The sequence below is a fragment of the Streptomyces sp. NPDC015127 genome (genome assembly GCF_043080095.1).
GTDB lineage: Bacteria > Actinomycetota > Actinomycetes > Streptomycetales > Streptomycetaceae > Streptomyces.
The window spans coordinates 21,931-46,236 of sequence record NZ_JBIBVE010000026.1 but is presented as its reverse complement, the minus strand read 5'-3'; the positions used below and the strand labels follow the sequence as shown (position 1 = coordinate 46,236).

At 68.3% G+C, this 24,306-nt stretch carries 24 protein-coding genes; 16 read left to right on the top strand and 8 right to left on the bottom strand.

The genetic code is table 11. From position 1 onward, the window contains the following. Positions 1 to 25 precede the first annotated feature (25 nt). The 8 genes from ACF08N_RS33890 (at position 26) to ACF08N_RS33855 (ending at position 6,947) form a co-directional block, all read left to right on the top strand. Positions 26 to 1,216 (top strand): cytochrome P450, encoded by a 1,191-nt coding sequence (locus tag ACF08N_RS33890; protein ID WP_392328563.1) that lies wholly within the window; start codon positions 26 to 28, stop codon positions 1,214 to 1,216. 81 nt (positions 1,217 to 1,297) lie between these two features. Then, positions 1,298 to 1,552: a helix-turn-helix domain-containing protein gene (locus tag ACF08N_RS33885; protein ID WP_392328562.1), complete on the top strand. Its 255-nt coding sequence runs from the start codon at positions 1,298 to 1,300 to the stop codon at positions 1,550 to 1,552. A gap of 514 nt (positions 1,553 to 2,066) precedes the next feature. Then, on the top strand, positions 2,067 to 3,050 hold the full coding sequence (locus ACF08N_RS33880; RefSeq protein ID WP_392328561.1) for a hypothetical protein: 984 nt from the start codon (positions 2,067 to 2,069) through the stop codon (positions 3,048 to 3,050). Further along, positions 3,050 to 3,445, top strand: coding sequence for a hypothetical protein (locus tag ACF08N_RS33875; RefSeq protein ID WP_392328560.1), 396 nt, complete (start codon positions 3,050 to 3,052; stop codon positions 3,443 to 3,445). The genes ACF08N_RS33880 and ACF08N_RS33875 overlap by 1 nt, the downstream gene beginning before the upstream one ends. Positions 3,446 to 3,476: 31 nt before the next feature. Further along, positions 3,477 to 3,665, top strand: coding sequence for a DUF6381 family protein (locus ACF08N_RS33870; RefSeq protein WP_392328559.1), 189 nt, complete (start codon positions 3,477 to 3,479; stop codon positions 3,663 to 3,665). 1,177 nt (positions 3,666 to 4,842) lie between these two features. Continuing rightward, complete coding sequence (locus ACF08N_RS33865) at positions 4,843 to 5,055, top strand: hypothetical protein (RefSeq protein WP_392328558.1); 213 nt, start codon at positions 4,843 to 4,845, stop codon at positions 5,053 to 5,055. 164 nt (positions 5,056 to 5,219) lie between these two features. Further along, a complete protein-coding gene (locus ACF08N_RS33860) occupies positions 5,220 to 5,621 on the top strand; it encodes a hypothetical protein (RefSeq protein WP_392328557.1) in 402 nt (133 codons plus the stop codon). 834 nt (positions 5,622 to 6,455) lie between these two features. Further along, entirely contained in the window at positions 6,456 to 6,947 is a 492-nt protein-coding gene (locus ACF08N_RS33855) for a hypothetical protein (RefSeq protein WP_392328556.1), read from the top strand. 413 nt (positions 6,948 to 7,360) lie between these two features. On the opposite strand, the gene ACF08N_RS33850 is transcribed toward ACF08N_RS33855, so the two are convergent. The 7 genes from ACF08N_RS33850 to ACF08N_RS33820 form a co-directional block, all read right to left on the bottom strand. Next, positions 7,361 to 7,594, bottom strand: a complete 234-nt coding sequence (locus ACF08N_RS33850; RefSeq protein ID WP_392328555.1) for a hypothetical protein — start codon at positions 7,592 to 7,594, stop codon at positions 7,361 to 7,363. Positions 7,595 to 7,985: 391 nt separating this feature from the next. Then, a complete protein-coding gene (locus ACF08N_RS33845; protein WP_392328554.1) occupies positions 7,986 to 8,666 on the bottom strand; it encodes a hypothetical protein in 681 nt (226 codons plus the stop codon). Then, positions 8,663 to 8,848 carry a hypothetical protein gene (locus ACF08N_RS33840; RefSeq protein ID WP_392328553.1) on the bottom strand — a complete coding sequence of 62 codons (186 nt, stop codon included), beginning with the start codon at positions 8,846 to 8,848 and terminating at the stop codon, positions 8,663 to 8,665. The genes ACF08N_RS33845 and ACF08N_RS33840 overlap by 4 nt, the downstream gene beginning before the upstream one ends. A gap of 238 nt (positions 8,849 to 9,086) precedes the next feature. Beyond that, a complete protein-coding gene (locus ACF08N_RS33835) occupies positions 9,087 to 9,947 on the bottom strand; it encodes an acetyl-CoA carboxylase biotin carboxylase subunit family protein (RefSeq protein ID WP_392328552.1) in 861 nt (286 codons plus the stop codon). A gap of 34 nt (positions 9,948 to 9,981) precedes the next feature. Further along, positions 9,982 to 11,256, bottom strand: a complete 1,275-nt coding sequence (locus ACF08N_RS33830; protein WP_392328551.1) for an MFS transporter — start codon at positions 11,254 to 11,256, stop codon at positions 9,982 to 9,984. 160 nt (positions 11,257 to 11,416) lie between these two features. Then, positions 11,417 to 11,755 (bottom strand): SH3 domain-containing protein, encoded by a 339-nt coding sequence (locus tag ACF08N_RS33825; protein WP_392328550.1) that lies wholly within the window; start codon positions 11,753 to 11,755, stop codon positions 11,417 to 11,419. Between the two features lie 114 nt (positions 11,756 to 11,869). Beyond that, complete coding sequence (locus ACF08N_RS33820) at positions 11,870 to 12,412, bottom strand: hypothetical protein (RefSeq protein ID WP_392328549.1); 543 nt, start codon at positions 12,410 to 12,412, stop codon at positions 11,870 to 11,872. A gap of 1,143 nt (positions 12,413 to 13,555) precedes the next feature. Here ACF08N_RS33820 and ACF08N_RS33815 point away from each other — a divergent pair. Both ACF08N_RS33815 and ACF08N_RS33810 read left to right on the top strand, forming a co-directional pair. Further along, positions 13,556 to 14,890: a PQQ-binding-like beta-propeller repeat protein gene (locus tag ACF08N_RS33815; protein WP_392328548.1), complete on the top strand. Its 1,335-nt coding sequence runs from the start codon at positions 13,556 to 13,558 to the stop codon at positions 14,888 to 14,890. Positions 14,891 to 14,930: 40 nt separating this feature from the next. Then, positions 14,931 to 15,704, top strand: a complete 774-nt coding sequence (locus tag ACF08N_RS33810) for a hypothetical protein (RefSeq protein ID WP_392328547.1) — start codon at positions 14,931 to 14,933, stop codon at positions 15,702 to 15,704. A 70-nt stretch (positions 15,705 to 15,774) separates the two neighbouring features. Here the strand turns inward: ACF08N_RS33810 and ACF08N_RS33805 are convergent, their stop codons facing one another. Then, positions 15,775 to 17,103, bottom strand: a complete 1,329-nt coding sequence (locus ACF08N_RS33805; protein WP_392328546.1) for a cytochrome P450 — start codon at positions 17,101 to 17,103, stop codon at positions 15,775 to 15,777. 464 nt (positions 17,104 to 17,567) lie between these two features. Between ACF08N_RS33805 and ACF08N_RS33800 the strand changes: the two genes are divergently transcribed. The 6 genes from ACF08N_RS33800 (at position 17,568) to ACF08N_RS33775 (ending at position 24,294) form a co-directional block, all read left to right on the top strand. Beyond that, a complete protein-coding gene (locus ACF08N_RS33800) occupies positions 17,568 to 17,978 on the top strand; it encodes a BlaI/MecI/CopY family transcriptional regulator (RefSeq protein ID WP_392328545.1) in 411 nt (136 codons plus the stop codon). After that, a complete protein-coding gene (locus ACF08N_RS33795) occupies positions 17,975 to 18,916 on the top strand; it encodes a hypothetical protein (protein WP_392328544.1) in 942 nt (313 codons plus the stop codon). The genes ACF08N_RS33800 and ACF08N_RS33795 overlap by 4 nt, the downstream gene beginning before the upstream one ends. 261 nt (positions 18,917 to 19,177) lie before the next feature. Continuing rightward, a complete protein-coding gene (locus tag ACF08N_RS33790) occupies positions 19,178 to 20,512 on the top strand; it encodes a cytochrome P450 (RefSeq protein WP_392328543.1) in 1,335 nt (444 codons plus the stop codon). A 54-nt stretch (positions 20,513 to 20,566) separates the two neighbouring features. Continuing rightward, positions 20,567 to 20,695 carry a hypothetical protein gene (locus ACF08N_RS33785; RefSeq protein WP_392328542.1) on the top strand — a complete coding sequence of 43 codons (129 nt, stop codon included), beginning with the start codon at positions 20,567 to 20,569 and terminating at the stop codon, positions 20,693 to 20,695. Positions 20,696 to 21,217: 522 nt separating this feature from the next. After that, complete coding sequence (locus ACF08N_RS33780) at positions 21,218 to 23,722, top strand: DnaB-like helicase C-terminal domain-containing protein (RefSeq protein ID WP_392328578.1); 2,505 nt, start codon at positions 21,218 to 21,220, stop codon at positions 23,720 to 23,722. Next, a complete protein-coding gene (locus tag ACF08N_RS33775; protein ID WP_392328541.1) occupies positions 23,722 to 24,294 on the top strand; it encodes a hypothetical protein in 573 nt (190 codons plus the stop codon). The genes ACF08N_RS33780 and ACF08N_RS33775 overlap by 1 nt, the downstream gene beginning before the upstream one ends. Positions 24,295 to 24,306: the final 12 nt, after the last annotated feature.

Sequence of the window (24,306 nt, the reverse complement as noted above, 5' to 3'; positions counted from 1 at the left end):
CATTTCATTGAGGAGGAAATCAGCCGTGAATACGGACACTAGATCATTAATCCCCCAATGCTTTTCGGTGGATGACCCCTATCCTATCTATGCTAGGATACGCAAACTCGGACCAGTACAGCGGGACAAAGAATCAGGATACTGGTGGGCATTCGACTATGAATCAGTTCGCGCCCTGACTTTTGCATCTCACAGCGAAGCCGCTGGCCTCAACCTATTTCCTTCAGAGTACGGGGATCGGCCGCTGTTCAAACTGTTGAAGAAAACTCTTCTAGATCCTCCGGAGCACACTCGGTTTCGCGCGCCACTGGCCCGTTGTCTTGGTCGAGCAAAAGTGGAAACCTTGCGCGAGGAAATCGCAAACGTGGTTGACGATCTGCTCGACGACCTGGCACGAAAGGCGGCTTCTTCGGGAACTGTAGAATTCGTTTCACAATTTACCGAACCATTGCCGGTCTCTGCCGTGGCAAAACTACTAGGCGTTTCAGAAATGGATGCGAACATAGTCCCCTGTCTTAGAAGTTTGAGTGCTGCTCTGGGGCCCGGGGCAAGTAAAGCGAATATCGAGGCGGGCGACTGCGCCGCAAATTACTTGGTAGATTGGGCCGCTAATCACATGCAGGTTTCTGAAAAGGGTCCGATTTCGTTACTTCTCCACCTCCAGGAGAGTGGTGACGTTGTGAGTGAATCCGACTTTATCGCGTCAATGGTCTCGATTCTATTCGCAGGGATCCAGACGACGAGCTATCAGATCGGAAACTCCCTCCTCGCCCTTCTGCGATTCCCTGAGCAATTGAAATTCTTCCATGAAAGCAAAGGTGATGCCTCGACGGCAGTGGAAGAACTCCTACGCTTTGACACATCGATGCAATTTAGATCTCGGTATATCACCGAGGATGTGGAGGTGAAGGATGGGGTGATAATCCCAGCCGAGTCCAATGTTATAGCCATGGTCGGTTCGGCGCATCGCGATCCAGAGTACTTCGATCGGCCTGATGAACTGGATTTGAGGAGAGCTCCGAACCCACATTTAGCGTTTGGTGGCGGAATCCACTACTGCCTTGGTGCTTCACTTGCTCGATTGGTGCTGACAGTTTCCCTACCTGCCCTAGTGGAGCGATTCCCGAATCTTCGCATTGCAGGTGAGTGTAAACGGTCCGCTGGTGGTGCGTTCCGCGGCTTTGATCAAATTCTGCTTGTGCTGGGCGCCAGCTAGTGTCCTGAGTCGGAGATTCGTCGTTACAGCAGTCCGGCATGAGTGGTCCCGGTCCGAAGATCCCGCCGCTGTCGTTGACCGATGCCCGACGGGCGGTGCGTGAGGGGTTGGGTGCGTCGCCAGTCGACCGAGCAGGCGCTGGCTTTGCGGTCGCGCGTTGTGTTTGCGTGCGCTGAGGGACACTCGATCATGGAGGTGTCGCGGCGGCTGCGGATCGCCCCGGACGCTGTACGCACCTGGCGAAGGCGCTTCCTCGACCGCGGTTTGGACGGCCTGTGTGACGAGCCGAGGCCGGGGTTCCGCGGAAGATCACCGATGCCGATGTCGAGAGGGTGATCGTCACGACTCTCGAAGAGTGGCCGCGAACGCCACGCACTGGTCACCAGGTCGATGGCGAAAGAGATGGGCTTGTCACAGTCGTCGGTATCACGGCTCTGGCGGGCCTTCGGGTTGCAGCCGCACCGGTCGGAGACCTTCAAGCTCTCGACCGATCCGTCCTGCTGCGCGCCGGCCTCGTCGACATGGCCGCCACCGGCGACGGGTTCGTGTACGGAGCCACGCGTGTACGGAGCCACGGAAGAGGCCGCGAGCTTCCTCACGTCTTGGAATCTCCCTACGTCGGCAAGCTCATGGAACGGGCCGACTGGCTGACCAGCACGTATATGAACGAAAGGAGCGGACGTCCGCGACGGCATGAAGCAGATCACCCAGCGCTGGTCCGAAAACCTCAGGGCTGACGCCCCGCCCCTGGGAGAAGGTGACCAATTGTGAACAGGCTGACACTGGTACACCTGACCTTCCTCGGCATGGGCAAGCCAGCCGCCGCGGTGGAATTCAGCCCCGGACGACCGTGATCTACGGTGCCTCCGATACGGGTAAGTCGTACATCGAAGAGGCCGTGGACTACATGCTGGGCGCAAGCGACCTCAAGTCCATCCCGGAGGACGACGGATACAGCAGCATCCTGCTGGGCCTGCGAGTGGACGACGGCCGGGTTCTCACCCTCTCCCGCGCCCTGGGCAGCGACAACATCGCGGTGTTCAACGGCGACCTACGGGGATTCCCGTCCCAACCGGCCGACGCGACGCTCAAGCACAAGCACCACCCCAATTCCCAGAAGAACATCTCCTGGTACTTGCTCAAGGTGATGGGCATCGACGGGCGCCGAATCCTACAGAACTCGCGGGGTGACGTCGTCCCGCTCAACTTCCGGGACCTCGCCCGCTTGGCTCGTCAACGACACACGCATGGCCGCATGCGATCTCCCGTCCTCGGCACCAGGCGCAGAACGGGACCAACGAGAAGTCGGTCTTCAAGCTGCTGCTCAGTGGCCAGGAAGAGCCGGCTCGCCCAGCCGGCAGCGGGCTCAGCCAATCCCCTCTGCGGCATCGGCAACGGATGGCTGAGGCGTGCTCGCTGTGCTGCTGGGGACGTGTACGGCTCGAGCGCACTGTTCGTCGCTTCCGTCACGGCCGTGGTTTGTGCCCTGCTGGCGGCCGCCGACGGGGCCCGTCCCGAACTGGTGGTCTGCTGCTGCTCCCCCCGGCCGCCGTGCAGCTCGCCGCCGTCGACCACGCGGCGCACCGGTTGCCCGACGTGCTCACTCTGCCAGTTGCCGCGGCAGTGCTCGCCCTGCTGGGCGTCGCCGCGCTGCAGCCGATGCCGGCGGCAGCTGGACGTGCGCACTGTTCGCTCTCTCACTCTGGGAGCCAGCTACTTCGCGCGCTGGAGCGGTGCCCCGGCCGGCGGCCAACCGCCGACGCTTCGCTCTGTTCCCACCGGCCACCAAGACGGCAACTCACCACCACAGCCGACCCGTAGGAGAATCGATTGATGACTCACTTCGACGAACTCAAGATCGACCGGCAGCGCGGTAGCCGCGCGCACGAGGCCCTGCTCCTTGGAGCCACATGGAGCGAAGTCATCGCGTCGCTGGATGTCACCTCCGACAAGGCCCGCGGCGCACTGCGCTTGTACGCCGACGGCCAGCACTTTCTCTACCAGGAAGACGTTGAGCGCGGCGAGGCCCGGCCCCGCGGGTTCGACGCAGCCCAGTACACCACGGCTCTCGCCCTGATCAACTTCGGCGACGACGAGCCGACGCGAACCGCGACGAGCCCGCGAGCCGGTCGGCCGGTACCCGGCCGCCGACGGGGCGGCTCGCGATCTGCGGGAATAGCGGTGGGTGACCGTTCCGGATGCACACACCGGAGGGCATTGCTTCGCTGAGATGGCCCCTCTCCCCGATCAAGGAGTGATCATGAGCCTTGGAGGCGTCCCCGGTGGCCGTGCCGAGCAGATGCGCCAGAAAGTGCAGGACCTGAAGGAGGCCGCGGAGCGCGCGACCGACCCGGACGAGCGTCGTCGGCTCCAGGACCAGGCACGCAGGCTCCGTGAGCAGAGCAAGCAGGCCGATGCCAGGGGCGAGGAGGACGTCGACCCCATGTAACGGCCTGACCCCGGCCGCGTGATGGCGCTCACGCAGCTCTCAGGGCCCGCCGGTCGTTGGATCACGGTGCAGACCGCGCTCTGGCTGCACCCGCCCGCGACCGACCGCGGCACCGGCGGCCCTTCTCCCCACCCCGGGGCTTAGGGCCGCCTTGGCGTCCGACGTCGGGCTGCACGAGCCCTTAGCCTGGCACTCATGGCCTCTCAGCCCAGCCGTCCGCTGAGGCCGAGCACCAGTGCGCCAATCGCACTTTCCGCAGCACGCGCCACCATCATCAGCCGGCTGCCCTGAATGCGGGTCGATTCCAGGCGGTCACTGCACGCCATGGACGCCTGGGAGCGTCAGATAGGTCATCTCCCGCACCGCCAAGAGGTTCTTGTCTTGAGGTCCTCGGAGATCGCCGCGAGGCGCTCGATTTCGGCATCTGCGTCTGCAGGCCGTCGGAGGCGTGCCCGGAGCTGGGTTCCGAAGGGATCGCCGCGTGACCGGCCCGCAGCATGACCGCGAACCTGCAGAGCACCAGCGTTACGGACGCTACCTGCAGGCCCTCGACGCTGTCCCCGGCAGCGGAGGAGGCCGACCTGGTCGCCGCCATACTCCGTGACCCGGACGCACAGATGGCGCAGAGCGCGGTGGTCCACCACCTGGATCGCCGGGCCGCTCAGCTGCTGACCAAGTCCAGTTGACCACCTGGGCTCACCTCATGACCACCGTCATCGAGCACCGGGACGGACTTCCTCACCCGCCGGCCGCGCGAGTGGTCGCTGCTCAGAGCCATCGCGCTGCACGAGCCATGGGCCGCGGAGCAACTCACCGCGGCAAACCCACTGGTTCAGCGCCTGGCCGTGACCTTCTAGATCATCACGTCACACGACGCCCTCAGCCTGCTCGCCGAACGGTGGCGAGCCCGTCGAGTCCGCAACGCGGCGAGCCGCTGGATGGAACAACTGGATCAACCGCCGAACTGACTAGGGTCCGTCTTCAAAGATCATCGGATGGTGGATCATGGTTGGGTGATACGTCGCCATGAACTCACTGATCAGGAGTGGGAGTTACTTGCTCCGCTGATACCGCGGGCCTCCACCGGGCGGCCACGTGTTGAGGACCGGCAGGTCTCCCTCCGGAACGGGGCCTGGGAACTACGCTGGCACCCCCCTCTGACCGCCGAGGGAGCAGCGTGCCGCCGTCCTTCGTCCACCGGATCACCAAGTACAACCCCGCCGACCGCGACGAGCGCGGTCACTACACAGGCGCCGAGGACACTGTCAGCGAGCACGGGCCGGTCGAAGCGGCGTACCTGGCGGCGGTGGCCGCCTTTGCGGAGGGGACCTCCGGCGTCAATCGGCTGGAAATCCGCGAGCCTGCGGTCATCGGCCCCACTTCGGCGTAGAGCCGCCAACCGGGGGACACAGCCTCGACGGGCTCTTCCCGCCCGACCTCACTGGCTACCACGACGGGGCCGAGGTCTCCCTCCCGGTCGCCCTGGAGCTGATCCGGGCCACGCTCCGAGAACAGGGTGCCTGGTGCCGGCTGGAGGCGGGGGACACCTTCACCGTGCACGTCGGGTGGGACCAGTACGTGTATGTGGGCAGCGACCGGCCCTGCGTGGACGCCGTGGCCCGTACCCGGAAACTCGGACTTTTCCCGGAACCGCTGCCGGCCTCGCCCTACACGGCGGAGTCCGACGAGCCGGAAGTGGCGAGGGCAGCGAACGAGGACTTCTGGACGTGCGTGCGCACGACCCTGGCCTCACGGCAGACGGCGCTCCTGGAGGAGACCTACGTATGCAACGCCACACGCTGGCACCGCATCACGGCCGAGAGCCTCGACGCTGTGCGCGCAGGTCTCGGCCCACGCGCCCTGCTGACTGTCTGGCCCGACCTGACCCCCGACGTCGGCGCGGTCCTCGCCGCGCTGCCCCCGGAGCACTCCGTGGAGTTCGTGTGGGAGACCTAGGACGGGACGATCAACCACGCGATCGACGACACCGAGTCCCCCAAGCTCGCCGCCCTGGTGGCTGGCGTTCGGGCGGCCCGCGCCCTGCCCCTGACCCTTGAGGAACGCCACCCACTGCTCAGCGCCGTCCTGCCTGACGGCGACGGCGTGCTGCGCGCCCGGTGGTGGACGGATCGCGCCGGGCGGGCCTCGACCTCAACGAGGCGCTGCAGGGGGCGGAGGTCGCCTACGTGTGTGTTAAGCCGCCAGCCGAGTTCGACCTTGGGGTCTTCGCAGCGAAGACGGCGATCATCCGCAATGAGGTCCGTGCACCCATGGCCGTAGATGCTCGGACGGCTGGTGCTGTGGATGCGGGCGGCCCCACCCACAGCGGAGGAGCGAGCCGGATCAGGCGCCGCCATGGCGACCCGAGAGCGGGCCCGCACCGCGAGTCTGGACGTGGCGCCGGTGCCCATGTCGGCGGGCGATGGCGGTACGCGTCGGTCATCGCCCGGCACGTGCACGGCGATGGGAGGGAGTCCGTCCAGGTCGCCATCGACGTCGACGGCTCCACGTCCGTGACTGTCCGGTCGTACTGGTGGCCCCAGGTCGGCATCACGGCCGCGCACCCAGGCTCGGTGGAGCCGACCACCGGTCGAGCGCAGCACGCTCCCGCCGAGATGCCGGCGGCACCGCCCCGTCACTGAACCCGGGCTATAGCTGGCGCAGAGCCTTATCGGCCAACCTATCTCCCGTCCGCTCGGTGCTGCCCTCGCCGCGGGTTCCCTGGTATGCGGGGAGATGATCACCGTAGACACCCCCCGCCGTATCAGCGTCTACGAAGGAGTGCGAGCCATGCTGAGGCTGGAGAGCATCATGGGGCACACGGTGAAGCTGTGCGCGGCCGCCAGGCCCACGGGCGCGGAGATAAGCATCGGTCTGGAACACGGATCACGGGACTTACCCCGCGAGCTCTCGTTCGCGGTGCGGGCGCACCGCCACACCCGTCTTCACCCTCGGCGCCGCGTGTGCAGGTGCCGAAGGCTTTGGATCGGGCGCGGCCAGGACCTGCACGTATCGCATGTCGAGTTCGAGCGCCTGAGGGCCGGCGAGCACACCGTGCGAAGGTGGGACGGGGGCTACCTGGGGTGGACGGGGCTGCACGTGGCCACCCGAGGTGCAGACCTCCCGAGCGGTGCCCTTGCCACCATGCAGTTCACGCCAAATGGCCTTGAGGAGCTCGGTCCATACCTCGAGCTGCGGTTTGAGGCCGCGATCGGCGGGGTGAGCATCGGTGAGACCGGCCGGCTGTTTCAGGTAGAGGACAGCCGTTTCCTGCCCGTGTGAGCCGGAACGAGACAGACGCCGTGCGTGCCCTCCACGGTGTCTCGCGCGCCGGGCCCCGTCCTGACCCGCAGGCGGGGCCCTCCGCACGCTCCGGCAGTTCCACTTCTGTCACCGGTATTGGACGAGGCGCCTATCGTGCCGTGAGGTGGAGAGGTGCCACTGCCGGTGAAGTAGCGTCATGGTCATGTCGACGCCGCAGAACCCGTACGGGCAGCAGCCGAATCCGAACGGCCAGCCGCAGTATCCGCAGTACCCGCAGCAGCCGGGGCAACCGCAGCCCGGCTACGGCCAGCCACCCTACCCGCGGCCCGGCTACGGGCAGCCGCCCCACCCTGCGGCGGGCGGCTGGGGCGGCCCGCCGCCGTACGGCCCGCCACCGGCGCCGCCGAGGAAGAACCGGACCGGCCTGACGCTCACCCTGGCGCTCGGGGCGATCCCGCTGGCGACCAGCGCTCGGACGGCGCGGGCGGCGGCAGCGAATTCCCGGCGGCCGACACGGCCGCCAGCCAGGTCCAGGACATCTCGATCAGCTTCAGCAGCTCGGGCTCGTCGTTGGCACCGAGGGCCAGGGTTTTTGTCGTGGTGGCCTGCATCGCTGCGGTTGCGTACGTGCGGCCGTAGGTGCCGCGGTACTTGGCGAAGCGCATGATGATGAGGAGCTCTTGATGGCCCCGTACGGTGACGTCGACTGCCGGCCGGGCACCGCAGAACTCGCAGCCCGGCGCCCACTGCGCGTACGGAGCGTGTGCGGCTGCGGCTCCGTATTGATCGGGGTAGGGCGGCAGCGGAGACTGGGGTTCTCCGTGAGGGGTGGTCATACTGCAGCCGTCTTTTTTCGTGCTGCTGGCTTGACTTGAGGGCGGCCGCGATGTCCGGGTGGGCGGAAAACGCGGCAGCGGCGACGCACTGGAGCGTCCACCACAGGGTGTCTATCTGGCAACGAAGTAGTCGTCCACTGGGAAGTCGGTAACGCGGTCGTGCTTCTCCTCGAACTCTGCCAGGACGGCGTGGATGCCTGCGAGCGCCTTGCGCTCCGCTTCAGTGGCCGGGGCAGGGAATGCCGTCACTGCGGTGACCTCCTGCCCTCGAGTGCTCGGCGGCGTACGAGCCGTTCGTGCGTGAGACGGATTCCGCCAGCCCCGGGACAACCGTGATCCGGTGCTGAGTCGTGTCCTGGCCCGGGCGGAGAGCGACCGCCGACAGCAGGAGCAGGCCACGCTCGGGATGGCGGGCGATGCGGCAGCGCACCGTTCCCTGCGTGATGCCGAGTGTCGTCACGACGCGGGCCGTGTAGAGGGACAGGGAGCGGTGGAGCAGGCCGGTCCGCGGCAGGCGGTCACGGTGGCCGCGTGGTCTATGGGCTTCGGCCCAGATACGGACTGCCGCTTCCGGGTCCTTTGCCGACCGGTCGACGACGTAGTGCGGGCCGGTGATCAGCTCCTGGACCACGACGTGGTCGTCCAGCTTCTGCGCGGCTGCAGCCTGTCGGATTCTGTTCCAGGCGCACGTGAGTTCGTCGGCGCTGCCGCATCTGAAGGGCTGCGAGATGACTCCAATGTGGGCGGGGGTCACCACGAAGGCGGGCAGTTGAAGGAGTTGAGTCCAGCGGAGGGCCTGACCGAGGCTGGCCGTGCGCAGGGTGCGAGGGGTCGGTGTCCCTGCGGATTCCAGGGCGGCGGCCTGGAATCCGCGGTCGTGGGTCGGTACGGAGGTGCTCATCGCACGCTCGCGACGTGGTGGACTGGTGCGTCGATGCCGACGACGAGCCGATCGGCGATGTCGGCCAGGCGCTGGGCGCATGCTCTGGCGTCGGGGCCCTGCACGACCCAGTGGGCCAGGCGGTCGTCGATGCTGCTGAGGGGCGGCGCAGAGACGTAGGCGCCGAGACGCTGGGTCAGCACCAGTCGTTCGAGCCAGGGCTCGAACGTGTCCAGACCGGGCTCGCCGGGACTGGACGCGCTGAGTTCGGAGATCCGGCCGCTGAGGCGCGGGTAGGCGAACTGGACTGCGGCAGCTGATGCGGCCTGCTGGGACAGGTCCGGTTCGGCCCCTGTGACGACGCGGCCGCGGCGGCTGGCAGGTCGATGCCGAGCGCGAGCTCGACCAGGAGGGGGATGAGGTCGCCTCCCAGGGTGGGGCTCACGTGGATGATGCGCGGGCCCCTATGGGTCGCCGCAGCCTGATGTGGAGCAGGCCGCACGAGATGCCGAGGGTCTCCACGGCGCGGCGCACCACGGACATGACGGCCGGATCGCGCACGAGGGGGTCATGTGCGCGCACCACGTGGCCCACCTCAAGGACCGTAGGCGCCGGGCCCAGCAGCTTGCGGGTGATGGCAACGATGCTGGTCCGCTCCGGCCCCAGCACGATCGTCTCGGCGCTGACCTCCTCGCCCTCCACGAACTCCTCCACGAGGCATCCCGTCACTGCGAACGCCGACAGGCCCAGGACGCTGGAGCTGGTCGCCGCACGGTAGGCGGCGCGCACCTCTGCATCGCTGTACGCGCGCCAGAGGCCCGCACTGGCGTCCAGGCCGCGCGGCTTGACGACAACGGGAAAGCGGAGCAGGTTCGCGTAGTCGACGGCGTCCTGCTCGGTGTCGGCCGGATAGGACCGGGTCGTCGGCACGCGGTGCTCCGCCAGGAGGCGCCATGTCTCGGCCCTGTCCCGGCAGCGGAGCGCCGATTCCGGCGCCATCCCCGGAAGCCCGAGATCCTGCGCGAGGCGCGCAGCAAGCTCGACGTGCTGGTCCATGTACGTCATGACGCCGGCCACCGGTCGTTCGGAGGCGAACTCCTTCACCTTCGCTGCGGCCAGGTCGGGCGCTCGTAGGTCAGCACTCAGGAATCTAGCGGTGTGCGAGGTCGTCCACGTCGGTGCGCTGCTGTCCACGAGCACAATCGGATGGGATGCGGCGATGCGTTCCAGGCAGTGCCTCGTGTTGAGCTGGCTGCCCGCGTCCAGCAGGAGGACGGGGGCGGTGGAGTGCGGATAAGGCATGTGGTCGGTCCTTCAGGTGTGGTGCGAAGAGGAGTCAGGAGGTCACTGAGGCGGGAGCTGGAGCAGACGCGGGGTGCAGGAGTGCCCGCAGGGGCAGGCAGAGGGCGGCTCCGAGCAGTCCGGCTGTGAGGACCGTGGCCGCGGCGAGCAGGTCCCCGCCGGTCTCGATGGCCCAGGAGGCGAGGAGCGGCGCGGTGATGACGGCCAGCGCAAGCTGCGTGCCCCACACGCCGGCGTACAGGCCACGGGCTTCGTCCGGGCTGATGCGGTTGATGAGGTCGGAGGCCGTGCTGAAGAGAAGGACTTCGCCGGTGACCGCCGCGGCGGCGGCAAGGCTGTATCCGACCGTCGTCGAGGCGAATCCGGCCGCGCTCATCCCGACGCCGAGGATCAGCGAGGAGAGCGCGAAGAGGCCCACCATCGGCTGCGGGCCGGCGGCGCGGCGGCTCAGCACGGGCATGAGGACCGGTGTCACGATGACGACGCCCGTAGCGGCCGCCACCTGGGTCCAGCCGTAGGCGGCCGCGTCCAGGCCGTCGACCGCCATGAGCATCGGCAGCACGGTGAACATCCCCGCGCATGCCGTGAGGGCGCACAGGCTGGCCAGACACACGAGCCAGAGCCGGATGTCGCGGAGCGCCTGACGGTACGACGAGCTCACGGCGGGTGCGGGCCGCCTCCCGGCGCGTGCCTTCTCCGTGCGCATGAACACCGCGGCGATCAGAGCGAAGACGGCGCAGGCGACGGCGTTGAGAGAGAAGAGGAACCCGATGCCCGTGTCGGCGGCGAGCATGCCGCCGGCCGCGCCGGTCACGGCCGCGCCGACGTTGACGGCGAAGTGGCGCCAGCCCGAGACGAGGGCGCGCCCGGCCTCCGTGGGGATCTGGTCCTGAATCGTGGCGGAGACGATCGGCCGGTGGGCGTCGTAGACGACGCCCACGACGAACGACGCGGCGATCACCGCAGCCGTCGATTCCGCGACGGCGAGAAACGGCAGGGCCGCTGCGGCGCAGACCATGGTGGCGATCAGCGCGGTGCGGCGGCCGAGCAGGTCCGACAGCCAGCCGCAGGCGAGTTGGCCGACGAGCCAGCCGAGCCCGAAGGTCGCGATCGTGCCGCCGGTCAGCTGGGTGCTGTATCCGAGCTCGGCGAGCCGGTAGGACAGGAAGGGGAAGGCGAAGCCTGCAGCGCGGGCGATGAAGGTGCCGATGAGCAGTGCCCAGATGACCCGCGGCCACCGTGCGGACGGCGGTGAAACGGGGGCGGGTGTGGGTGTTGGGGACAGCGACATGCGTACCGCGGTGGTCACAGGCGCTCCAGGGATGAGGCGGGAGAAGCGGGTGCGGGGCGCCGCCGATGTGGTCGGGGCGCCCCGCTGGGGCTGGCTGCCTCCGCGTCTGCAGATGCCCGAGGATGTCCGACGGGGGGCGATCACCCTCGGTGCGGGCCAGCCCGGCCATGGCGAGGGCTCAGTGCGTCAGGTAGCTGTAGTAGACCCAGCCCGTCTTACCTGCGTTTGCGCCGCTCGTCACCTTGCCCCACGCCCAGTTCTGGCCGTTGGGGTAGGCGAGGCAGTAGTGGGTGAAGCCGGTGCCCTTGGAGAGGATCCCGAGCGACGTGTAGCCGGTGCCCGGGCCTGTCCGAAGGTTGACGGCCGTGGTCGTCGTCGCCCGGTGGGGCTCTGCCCACTGCCACTGGCACTTGGAGGGAATGGCTGCGGACGCGGTCGGTGCGACGGCCAGGGAGGCCCCGCCGATCGCCATGACGAGCGCGCTGGTGACGGCCACAGCACGAGACTTGATGCGCACTTCTACTCCTGATGGTGAGCTGAGGATGGGCCGACAGAGGGCCGGCGGGAAGGGCGGCTGAGAGACGCCGCGCGATGAGCGCGTCCGGCGAGAGGGCGCACTGAGGGGGGCCGTCTACACGAGGGGGGAGGCCGTGAAGTTGTGCGTCTGGTAGCCGGCGCCGTCGTTGCGCCAGTCGAGCCGCAGCTGGCCGTCGGCGTAGGCCTTGGCGGAGCCGACGGGGTAGCTGATCGTTCCGCTGGTGTAGGAGCCGTTGCCGTAGCTGTTGCTGTGCTCCAGCTTGTACTCGATGCCGTGGTAGTAGCCGTTCTTGACGACCGGGTCGGTGCCGTAGACGGACTTGGCGATGAAGACTCGCAGGTAGGCGTCGTTGAAGGTGCCGGTGTCGCCGATGGCCATGACCGGCCCGTCCCACGAGACCTTGGCGTAGGCGTAGACCGTGCTGCCGGACCGCGCCGAGCAGAGGCTCACCTTGAAGGTGTAGTTGTCAGCCCACGGGCCGCTGTAGCCAGCGTGGTCGACCGTCTTGGTGCTCGTGCTGCACTTGTAGGTGAGCGCGGACGCGGGCGTGGCGGTCAGCAGGGTCGTGCCGGCGAGGGCGACGGTGGCGAGCGCGGCCGCTCCGAGTCGGCGTCCGGCGGACATGGAAGTGCGCATGGTGAATCGGCTCCTCGTGAGATGTGCCGCAAGCGGGCATGAGAGGGCAGGCGGAAATCAGGCCAGTGGTGGCGTGAAAGGAATCGCGGCATGCGTCGCGCTACCCACGTGGGGGAAGGCGACGGAAACCGGAGAGAACTGATGCCTCATCGGGCGCGAACCAGCTGTTCGCGCTCAGGGCACCTTTGAGGGATTACGCGGCCAGGCAGAACCGGGACGCTTCACGGCCTCGCCCCGCATTCACCGCAGGGCTCACGAACAAGGCCCGCCGCGCCGTCACGGCGCGCAGCATGGACCTACGAGTGATCGTCGAGCGGCGCGACGACGTCGCGGCTCGGAAGTGCTGACAGCACATGGAGACTCCCCAGGGGATCGGGAGCTTCAGGCTCAACAGGGGCCTGTAGGTGCCCAGGACAGCGCCCTGGGCACCGCTGACAGGCGCCCGGTATGCTGAGCGCAGGGGCGTGGTCGCACACGCCCCTGAAGCATCGAGTGGATTTGGATGGCTTCCGGATCTCAGGTGATGCAAAGACTCGGACGAGTCTTATGGCGGTCGTCCCTCTGCAAAGGGGCGACCGCCCTTCTTGTTTCTCATGCGCTCAATGTGGCTGCCGCCGCAGCCGCGGTGAACGCATGAAGCCCACGCCCGTCAGTTCAACGGGACATGGAGTGTGTGCGAGTCCCTATCTTCTTCATTCCTCGCCGATCCGCCACCAAGGGGAAACGAGGTTTCCTCTCTCGTTTCCTCGGGCGCTCTGCCGACTACGTTTCGTCCGGCGGATCACGAGCTGAGCCGGCAGTCAGTTTGCCCTGCTAGTTATCCAGCTGCGCAGCATGAGCAGTCGGGCCTGGCGAGTGAGCGCCGAGCTCTTGAGTGATTGCGAGCGCGGCAGTGCGGGCGAAGGGAGCCGAGCGTCGAGATCCGCCGGTGTCCGCGCTCGTCAGCCCTTCAGGAGGTCGCTCACCATGTCGCATCCGCCCGTTCCGCAAGGGCCCCCGCCGCACGGCAGTTTCGGCCCGCCCGAGCGCCGGCCGCTGCCGCATCTTCCGGTCCCCGCCCCGCCGCAGCCAGTGCCCGGGCACGGATGGCCGCCGCCGGCGCCCGGAAGGAGAGGCCGCAGTCGACGCAAGGTCGCTCTGCTCGTGGGCGCAGCCGTCGTGGCCCTGACCTTGGTGGCAGGCGGCGTGATCTGGTTCGCCTCCCAGACGGAAGAGACCGCGCACAGCGTGGCCGGCGAGAAGCCCAAGAAGCCTTCGCCGACGCGCATCAGCACGGACGGCCAGAAGGTGTGGAGCGTGGCCGCGCCTGTCGCCGGGTCGGGCCTGGAGGACCGGACGGTGTCGGCGCAGGGTGCTTGGCTGACGCCGGACATCTACGCCACGGGAGCGCCTGACGCCGTGACCGGCTACAACCCGGACAGCGGCAAGGAGCAGTGGAGCATCCCTCTCAGCGGGAACATCTGCGCGGCCTCCCGCACGCAGACCCGCAACGGCTACATCGCCGTGGCGCACTCGAAGGCGAAAAAGGTCCGCAGCCGCTGCACCGAGTTCGCGCTGATCGACATTGACGAGGGCACCACCGTGTGGCGCGCGTCCATCCCCGAGGCGAAGGCGACGCTGGGGCTGCGGATGTCCGTGGCGGTGAGCGAGGACGTCGCCGCGGCGGGGTGGCCCGGCGGCTCGGCCGGATACCGGATCAGTGACGGCCAGCAGCTGTGGGACGCGCCGGCGCCGGGCTGCGACAGCGACGAGCACACCGGCGGCGCGCAGCTGATCACCCTGAGCGTGTGCGGCAGCATCCAGAAGGTGGGCCACCGTGACCCGCGGACGGGGAAGGCGACCTGGCGCTACAGCACCCGGGCCACCGACGCGTGGGTCGCTTCCGCCGAGCCCCTGATCGTGGCCCTCAACACCGGGCAGCTCTACGAGCAGTGGCATGCGAACCGCCTCGTCGCCGTCTCCGCTCAGGGGCGGGCTCAGGCCACCTGGGAGATCGGAGAGAAGTACGTCACCGGCTGCGACGACCAGAGTCCCGCGTGCGGCGCCGTCGTCACCACCAAGGACACCTTGTACCTCGCCACGGACAACTTCCACGACGTCAACAGCATCACGGCCTTCGACATCCGCACCGGCCGGACGAAGTGGACCTATACCCCCGACACAAAGCTCTCCCGCGTCGTCGCACCCATCCAGGGGGACGGAGCGGGCTTGATCGCCTACATGCTGCCGACCAGCCTGCGGGGAAGCGAAGTTCTGTACCTGGCGGCCGAGGACGGCAAACCGACCCTGCTCATGAAGACCCCCGACGGCGCCGTTGGGGGCGACGCCTCCCTGGCGTCCCCGCCGGAGAACGCGATGTTCGCCAAGGAAGCGCCCGATCCGGCCTACTTCGCCGACGGGCGGCTCTTCCTCCACTACAGCGGAAGCTTCAACTTGGACACCGGCGCGCCCATGACCATGATGCTGGGCACCCGGTGACCCCGCCGACTCACGCTTCCCCACACACCACGGAGACACTGTGAGCACCCCGGACAACTTCCTTGGCAAGGCGCTGGGCGAACTCGGCCCGTTCACCGGCCTGTACGCCCTGGACATCGTGGACGGCGTCATCGACGACTTCGCTCCGGCCGGGCGCGAGGACCTGGTCCTCCGGTTCGCTCGCCCGGCGCCGCTCCTCGTCGTGGAGGGGCTGCTCGGGATGGACGAGCGGTACGCGGCAGGCATCGGCCAGGCAGTGCCCGCCCTGCTCGGAGAATCGAGAAACTCGGAGCGTGCCGAGGAGAACCTGGTCCGCCTCATCCGCCAGCTGGTCGTCGAGAAGCAGGAGGGACCCGGCCCCGACCTCGTGTCCTGGATGCTGCACTACGCGCCCGACGGGCAGCACGCCGCGGTCGAGCGGCACATACGGCTCCTGCTGCTGCAGGTGGTCGCCGAGGCCACCAGGCGGATCGGCTGGGCCCTTCACGACCGTCTGCCCGGCCCGGGCGAGACGCGCGCCGCCGCGGACCGCCGCGGCCTGCCCGTCACCGGCCACGGTCCGGTCGGCGACCGGCAGGCGCTGGCGCGCCTGATCGCCGACTCAGCCGTCGAGCGCCTGCTGTTCCGCCTGCCGGGCATGCATCTGTCGATACCGGCCGCCGGGGTCCGGTTGGCGCCCTGGGGCGGCGTGGACTGCTGCCCGGAGTTGCTGCCGGCCGCGTTCCCGCCCGTGCGCGTGCCGTACACGGGCAACGAGGAGGTCCCCTGGCTGCCCGCCCCCATCTTCACGACAGTCCCGCCGCGAAGCCGGTGACGAAGCCTGCCCGGCGAACGCAGTGTGGCCGGTCCCTTCGCACGGGACCGGCCACCGGCGCAGCGGTGCGTCAGCGGGGTTGGACGACCATCGGCATGGAGGTGGGATGCGCCATGGACGCCGTCGACTCCTTCGGCGGCTTCGTGCCGGGCACGGGCCGCAGCTTCCAGCGCGGCAGGATCGTGGCCAGCGTGATCGTGGCCTCCATCCATGCGAACTTGTCGCCGATGCACTTCCTGTTGCCTGCCCCGAAGGGCACGACGTGGTCGCGGGGCCGCTCGGCAGCCTGTTCCGGCAGCCACCGGTCGGGGTCGAAGCGGTCCGGGTCCGGGTACAGGCCGGGATGGCGGTGCAGGGCGTACAGGCTGAGCAGGACCTCGGTCTCGGCGGGGATGTCGAAGCCGCCGATGGTGACCGGTTCCGTTGTCCGCCGCATCAGGGTGACCACGCCGTGCAGCCGGATCACCTCGTCGAGGACGCGGGTGATGCTCGGCAGCTGGGGTACGTGCTCGAAGGCGACCTGGCCTTCCCCTACCACCTTGTCGATCTCGATCAGCAGCTCCTCCTCCACGTCGGGCCGTTCGGCCAGGTGGTGCAGGGCCCAGGCGAGCGTGGAGGCCGTCGTCTCGGTGCCGGCGAAGAGCATCGTCGTCAGCTCGTCCCTCACCTCCTCGTCCGTGAGGCCGTGCCCCTTGTCGTCGCGAGCGGACAGCAGCAAAGAGAGCAGGTCGGTGCGCTTCTCGGGATCCGAGGCGCGGGTCGCGGTGATCACGTCGTCGATGACCGAGCGCATCCGCGCCGCCGCGGTGTCGAACCGCTTCCAGATGGGCCAGTTGTCGGTGAACTGCGGTGCCAGCGCCCGCCGGAGCATGTTCTTCAGGATCACCGGCAGGTCCTCGCGGACCGCCTTCACCGCGGGGCGGCCGATGTCGGCCGCGAACAGCGTGGCAGCCAGGGTCTCGATCGCGTACGTCCCCATCACCTGGTGCACGTCGATCCGCTGGCCCGCGGTCCAGGAGTCGGCGAGGGCCCCTGCCCGCCCGCTCATCACATCCGCGTAGCCCAGCAGACGCTCCTTGTAGAACATCGGCTGGATCAGGCGCCGGTTGCGGAGGTGCTGCGGCCCGTCGCTGTTGGCGAGTCCGTTGCCGACCAGTGGCCGGACCCGCTCGAACAGGCGGCCCTTCCGGAACGACTTCGCGTGCTTGACCATGATCTGGTTAACCGCGGCGGCGCTGGTGGCCACCACGATCGGCATGCTGCCGATGTCGAGTCGCAGCACCTCGCCCTCGGCATGCAGAGATCTGAGGGCGGCGAGAGGATCCCGCGCGAGCCGGGGTATGTGGCCGAGGCCGGGGATCCGGCCCTTGGCCGGGGGTATGGCCGCCAACTGAGACACGGAGCGTCCTTTCGCCGCCGGTGGTCGCCTCGCGATCCGGCGTGCTGGTCGGGAAACGTGCGGTGGTGAGGAGCCGTAAAAGATCAACTATGCGGCATAGTAATTACTGGAGTGGGAGTGTCCACAGAGCGCAAAGCAGGCGAAAGGCGCTGAGGTAAAGGCCACTTCCGCCATGGCGGTGCTTTCGGCTCGACGGCCGTGCTCTTCGATCCCATCGGGCATGCCCCCTGCGCGAGCCTCGGCACCTGCCTGGCATCAGGAGCGGCCGCGGCTTCTCGGCTGGTTGCCGGCGCATCCGCGTCGATACGCCGGGGCCGGGCCCGTGGGGAAAGCCCTTCCTGCCGCAACATCATCACGGCATATGCGCGGGACACCAGCAAGAGGAAACACCGTTTCCCATTCAACTGTCCCCGCAGTAAGGCCTGCCCATGTGAGCTGCGTGAACGGGCGATTAAGGTGGCGCGATGACTCGCGTACTGGGGGACCTTGAGGACACCGTGATGACACATCTGTGGGGAGCAAGAGCCCCGATGGCAGTCCGGGAGGTGCAGGACGTGCTCCGGGCGGAGGGCCGCGCTCTGGCCTACACGACGGTCGCGACGGTCATGGACAACCTCCACGCCAAGGGCTTGGTCGAACGCAGCCGCTCTGGTCGGGCGTTTCGGTACACCGGGGTCGGCTCCCGAGCCGAGTATGCGGCCAGTCTGATGAAGCAGGCATGGGAGCGCAGCGGCGACGCCACAGCCTGCTTCGTCGCTCTGCTCTCGGCCATGACGCAGCAGCAGAGGGCCGTGGTGGAGAACGCCCTTCACATCGTGCGGTCGACGCCGCAGGGCACGCCAGGCGCGCAGGAGACGGGAGGTGCAGCGCAGTGACACAGGCAGCTGAGCGGGCGGCCGGAGCCGTCGCCTCCCGGACACGCGACGCGATCGTGGCCGAGTTCCTCGAAGGCCTGCGCCGGTCCCAAGGTCTGACGAAGAAGACACTGGCGGACCGCATCGGAATCACCGCGCGGTCGTACCGCAACTGGCTGGCGAGAGCCGCCCGCCTGCAGTCCGGGGAAGTCGACCGGCTCGTCGTCGCGCTGGAGATGAGCGCGGAGAACCGCGTCAATCTGTACCGGATGACGGGCCAGGTTCCGCCGGCCCCAGCCGTCAGCGAGCTGCGGCGGACGCCTGAGATGACTCTCTATCAGGACATGATCAACGCCCTGGGGCACCCGTCCGTCGTCTACAGCTACTGCTGGGACGTCGTGATCGTCAACAAGGCCTACAGAGAGGTCTTCGGAGGGGTGCGCGGCCACGCCACGGCCCACCCCCTGCGCAATACGCAGCGGTTCATCTTCTTCCATCCGGACTCGCCCACGCTCCTGGGCGGCGGGGACGTCCATGCCTTCCGAGAGCACTGGCTCATGCCTGCCCTGGCGCACTTCTCCGCCACCTTGCAGCAGTGCCCGGAGGACCCGCGGCTCCAAGCGATCGAGGAGGAGATCAACCGGCGCCCTGCCATACGGCGGGCCTACCGGCGGACGCCGGAGTGGATCGCGGAGAACGGCGACATCGCGATCAGCCCGTCCGCTCGCCTCTTCTGGGATCCTCGGGCGGGAAAGCTGGTCGACGCCCACATCATCACCGAAGCCCACCAGGGCTATCAGGCCACCACCCTCCAGCGAGCGACCTTCATCCTCCACGAGCGCTCACCGAAGACCGAGGCCGCAGCCTTCGAACAGGGAGTCCTGTTCGGATCCGACGCCGCCGGGCACGCCGGGTTGGGCGCCGCCCTCAAGCCGGACGGCAGCAGCCCGCTCAACTAGGTCCGGACAGACGGTCCTTGCTCCCCATGGACGCCTGTCGCCTGTGTCAGACCGAGGGATATGCTGCCTCCGGCTCACGATCTTGGTCCATGCGCGAGCAGAGCCCGCGGCCGCTGACCGAGGCCAAGCACAGACGACCCTGAGCAGCCCCGGCCGCCCGTCGTGACGGGGCCGCTGTCCACTACCGGAGGCTCCGTGACTCCCCAACCGCCCATATCCGGCGAGGGCCTCGTGCCACCGCCCGGATGCCCCGCACACGGCATGAGCACCGCTGGGCTCCGGCGACTGCCCGAAGCCGCCCACCCGGCCAAGCTGTACGAGGAGTTGCGCGCCCAGTACGGGCCGGTCGCCCCCGTCCTGCTGCACGGGGACATACCGGCGTGGATCGTGCTCGGCTATCGCGAGAACCTGGACGTGATGCGCACGCCGAGCAAGTTCTCCCGGGACTCGCGCCGCTGGAACGCCTTCCGGGAGAACCGGGTGCCGGCCGATTCCCCGCTGATTCCCCTGCTCGGCTGGCAGCCCTTGTGCGTCTTCGCCGACGGAGAGGAGCATGCGCGCCTGCGCGGCGCCGTCGTCGACGGCCTGGCCCAGTTCAACCGCCGCGGCATGCGCCGCTATGTCACGCACTACACCCGTGAACTCGTCAGCGGCTTCGCCGCCTCCGGCACCGCCGACCTGGTCCACGACTACGCCGAACCCCTCCCCATGCTGGTCGCCAGCCGACTCCTCGGCATGGCCCCCGACGAAGGCCCCGCCCTCGTGGAGCCGACCCTCGACCTCATGCGCGGCAGCGAGACGGCCGCAGCCAGCAATGCGACCGTGACCGAAGTCCTCCAGGACCTCGTGGCGCTCAAGAAGACCAGGCCGGGCAACGATCTGGCCTCGCACCTCATCTCCCACGAGTCCGGCCTCACGAACACCGAGATCGTCGAGCACCTGCGCCTGACGCTCGTCGCAGCCCACCAGGGCACCGTCAACCTGATCGCCAACACGCTGCGCCTGATCCTCACCGACCGCCGCTTCCGCGGCAGCCTCTCCGGCGGCCGGATGACCCTGCCGGACGCACTCGAACAAGTCATGTGGGACAGCCCGTCGATCGGCGTCGTGCCGGGGCGATGGGCCACCGGCGACACCGAACTCGGCGGCCAGCTCATCAAGGAAGGCGATCTGCTCCTCCTGGGCATCTCCGCCGCCAACGTCGACCCCGAGCAGCGGCCCGACCTCAGCCTGCCGATGCACGGCAACCGGTCCCACCTGGCGCTCAGCAGCGGCCCCCACGAGTGCCCCGGCGGCGACATCGGCCGCGCCATCGCGGACACCGGCATCGACGAGCTCACGGCCCTGCTGCCCGATCTGACCCTTGCAGTGCCCGAGAGCGAGATCGGCATCAAGGCCGACTGGCTGACCAGCCGCCCGGCCTCTCTCCCCGTCACCTTCAGCCGGCCGCGCTCCATCGCCGGATCCCCACTGGCGCAGCCTGCCCCGGCCGCGACCGCCCAGCCGCTTCCCCAGGCGGTCCAGTCGACTGCACCGCAGCCGGCGCACGCCCCAGCGGAACCTGGGCCGTGGTGGCGGACCCTGCTGCGACGCTGAGTCTTCTGTCTGCCCCCAAGCTCGCTGCTGTCGCCCACACCTCAGGAGGAAGAGATGACCCTCGCTGTTAGCCTCGCCATCGGCCTTGCCGTCGCCGCGGCCGCCGTGGCACTCGTCCAGAAGGTAGTCGTGCCGTACGTCGTGCTGCGGCTGCTGACGTCGCACGGCCGCCGCACGCGTTGACTTGATGCCGAGGGCCGCCGGATTCACCCGGCGGCCCTCACCCGTACATCGAGGACACATCAAACCGATCCGCGTCTTCCGGAACGTCGACCAGAGTCGGGGAGCAGGTCCACTCCGGCCGACGCAGGGGTCGAGGGGCGTGGTAGCACACGCCCTCAAAGCGCCCAGCGTTGGGTTGGGTTCGCGGTCGGGCACCTCGTGTACGACGACGCGCCCGAAGCGCAGAGGGAGGAGCCGACGACGAGGAGCTGATGGCCGCGCCAGGCGGGGTGTGATCGTCTGCGGGCGAGGTGACTGGAAGGCTGGGACCGGTGTCGTAGGTCCCGGCCTTCGGCTGTGGCCGGCCGATACCGACGGGAGTGTTGTTCTCACACGGGCAACTCACACCGAAACTCCTCTCTAATGAGTGATTTTCACGAAAATCCGTGTGACTTTTGCCTCTGATTGCGTGGAAGCTTCTATTGTGGTGAGTTGATAGGCCTGGGAGGATGAGTGAGTCTGTCAGCGCACGAAGAGGCCGCGATGAACGCGACCGAGGCACGCAACGCCCTCTACGCCCTGGTGAAGCGCGCCGAGGAAGAAGGGCGTACGACCCTGATCTGCAAGGGGCAGAAGCGGCAGGATCGCGTTCTACTGGCGCCGCTCGATGTGCTTCCTGCAGCACGGAAGACCGAGGTGCTTCCGTCCCATGTGCTGAGTGCCGCACAGAAGGACTTCGGTGACCTGATCACGCGCGCTGCTCAGGGCCAGCCGCAGGTGCTCCTGCGGAACACCACACCGGTCGCGGTGCTGCTGCCCGCCGACGCCGTCTTCGCTACCCACTCATCCGATCCGGCCGCGGCCACGGGCGCAGCGCCCGCAGGAGGTGCGGTGAACAGCCCACGCAATCCGGACCAAGGCAGCGTGCCGCGCAGGCTCGCCACGCTGGGCGACGCCATCGGCGCCGTACTCACCTCCGGCCAGGCCACCGGCCCCCTGTTCGGGCTGTCCGGACTGGACGCGGCGACGGGTGGTGTGCCGTCCGGCCGGCTGACGCTGGTGGCGGCCGCCCCGAACGTGGGTGGGAGCCTGTTGGGTCTGTCCGCCGCACGGCAGACCGCGCTCGTTGACGGCCACAAGGTCCTGTACGCGGCGTCGGGCCCGAACCGGGCCGACATCATGCGCCGGATCCTCGCCGCGGAGACCGGCGGCGACTACCCGCGCCTGAAGCAGGGCCGCCTCACCGCGCACGAGCAGCAGGTCGCCCAGCAGCTGGTCCAGGCACCCCTGCTGATCGACGACGGCAGTGACCTGACCGCCGAGGCCATCGCGGAGACCGCCCCGCACGTCCAGGACCTGTCCCTCGTGGTCGTGGACCGGCTTCAGGCCTCTCCCAGCGCCCGTCTCCCGCTGTCCGGCAACCGTCTGCCGGACGCCTCCCAGGTGCTGGCCTCCCTCGCCCGCACGCTGCACATCCCGGTCCTGGCCATCATCGACAGCGATGACCCCGCGCTCCTCGGTCTTCTCGACGCCGACGTCCTGGTCACGCTCGCACCGGCGAAGGACCCCTCCAAGGTCCAGGTGACGGTCGCGGAGCGCGACTTCGGCGCGATCGGCTCGGCGTACCTGCGGCCCGACCTGCTGCATGCCCGCTTCCTCGACGCTGGAGCGGCCCCTGCCGGCCGTGCGGGTGTCGAAGGATCCGCCCGGAGCCTGGGCAGTGCAGTGGAGCAGGATCTCGCCCAAGCAGCGCTTCCCTACACGTCCGGTGCCCAGCAGGGTCTGCCGGCCTTCGTCACCCACATGTTGGCGGGACTGCGCACCGCACTGGCCAACGGCGACCCCGAAGCCCTTACGGAACTCGGGCCTTCCCTCGCTGAGACGGCCGCGGCGCCGCCACAGCTGCCGGACACCGCCGAGGGACGCCGACTCGCCGCCGCGCTGCAGGCGTACGGCACCGCCGCGTTCGCGGAGACCACCGGGCAGCCCGCCGCTGCCGCTGTTCAGCCCACCGCTGACAGCGGGCAAGTTCCCCACATCGACGAAGAAGACGACGGGGACGGTCTGGTCCCGGGGGATGAGGAGGACGAGCCCGAGGGAGCGGTCTTCCCCGCCCTGAGGATCCTCAAGGATGCGGTCGCCCGCTCGAAGATGCACCCGATCCCGGTCATCCGCACTGAGGAACGCGACAGCGGACCGTGGTCTCTGATCAGCGAGGACATGGACGGCGAGCCTCGCTGGGTCCACCCCGACGTCACCCTCACACGCGTCCCCCACATCAAGGCGAACGGCAAGCGCGTCCGGCGCGACCAGCTCGACGTGCCCGACTCCTTCGGCCAGGGCGTGCTGTGCCTGATCGACCGTAACGGCAGCTATCCGTCCGCCTGTTCAGCCGTCCCCCTCGCCCCGAACAAGCTCCTGCACACCGGCCCCCTGGACACTTTCGACAAGACGCAGGCCGGCATCTACCTCATCGACATCCCGGAGTGGAACCGCACCGACATGCCGCACCCCCTGGGGCGGATCATCGAGCGGCCCGACGAGCAGGGCCGCGTGTGGGTCACCACCCCGCACATCAAGCAGCTCGAGAAACTCGTCCGCGAAGGCCACCTTGCCGCCGCACCGACCATCCACGACTCCTGGACCGGGAAGGCCAACGAGTCGCTCTTCAAGCCCTTCTACGAGGCCACTCGGAAGGCACGGACTGAGCTCGTCCAGATCGGCGGTGACCCCTACAAGGCGTACAAGACCCGGCTATCCATTGCGTTGCGCCTCCTGTGGCCCAAGCGCCCGGAGCAGCGGTCCCCGTTCTGGCGGCCCGACTGGCGCATGAGCATGGTCGCAGAAGCATCCGTCCGTCACTGGTCGGTGGCCTTCAGGGCCGTCCAGGACGGGCACAAGCTCGTCGCCCTGCGTAACGTCGACGCGGCCGTCTTCTGGACGCCTCCCAGCACGCCGCCCGCCACGTACCGGATCGGAACCGGCTTCGGTGAAGTGAAGGCCAAGTTCATCCAGCCCGGCGAGATGATCCCGGAAGGTGACGACTGATGGCCGGGCCCACAGGCCACGGCGGCTCCCTAGGTGCCGCCGTCAACGACCTCCTGCGCTCTCAGGTCACGCCTCGCCACCGGCTGTCGTCGTATACCGCCAAGCACTGGCATTCTCAGCTCAGCCAGCTCACCGCAACCCACCGCGGTCACCAGGCCCTGGAGGACGTCGGCCTCCATGTGACCACCAAGACCCTGATCAACTGGCTGTCCGACCCCGAGTACAACATCCGCCGCGGCTACCGCGACCTCATCCACACCGCCTACGAGAACGCTGCCATCGTCCCGGCCGGCCCGATCCCCGAGCACTTCAAGGACGGGCAGTTCGAGATCAGCGGCATCGTCAAGACGGGCGATGACGAACGTGAGCGCGGCAACCGCCGGGCGGCACCTCTGCGTATCGACGGCAGCAGGGGCGACTGGAGCGAGATCGAGGAACTCTGGTTGGCCGGCGAGCTGGCCGACGACGAGTTCGAGGATCACTTCATCGATGACGTCATCGTGGCGGACATCGGCGAAGGCACCGACGGGTGGGAGTTTCCCGGCGCCTCGTACTCCGTCGAACTCAGGTAACAGCTAAGCACC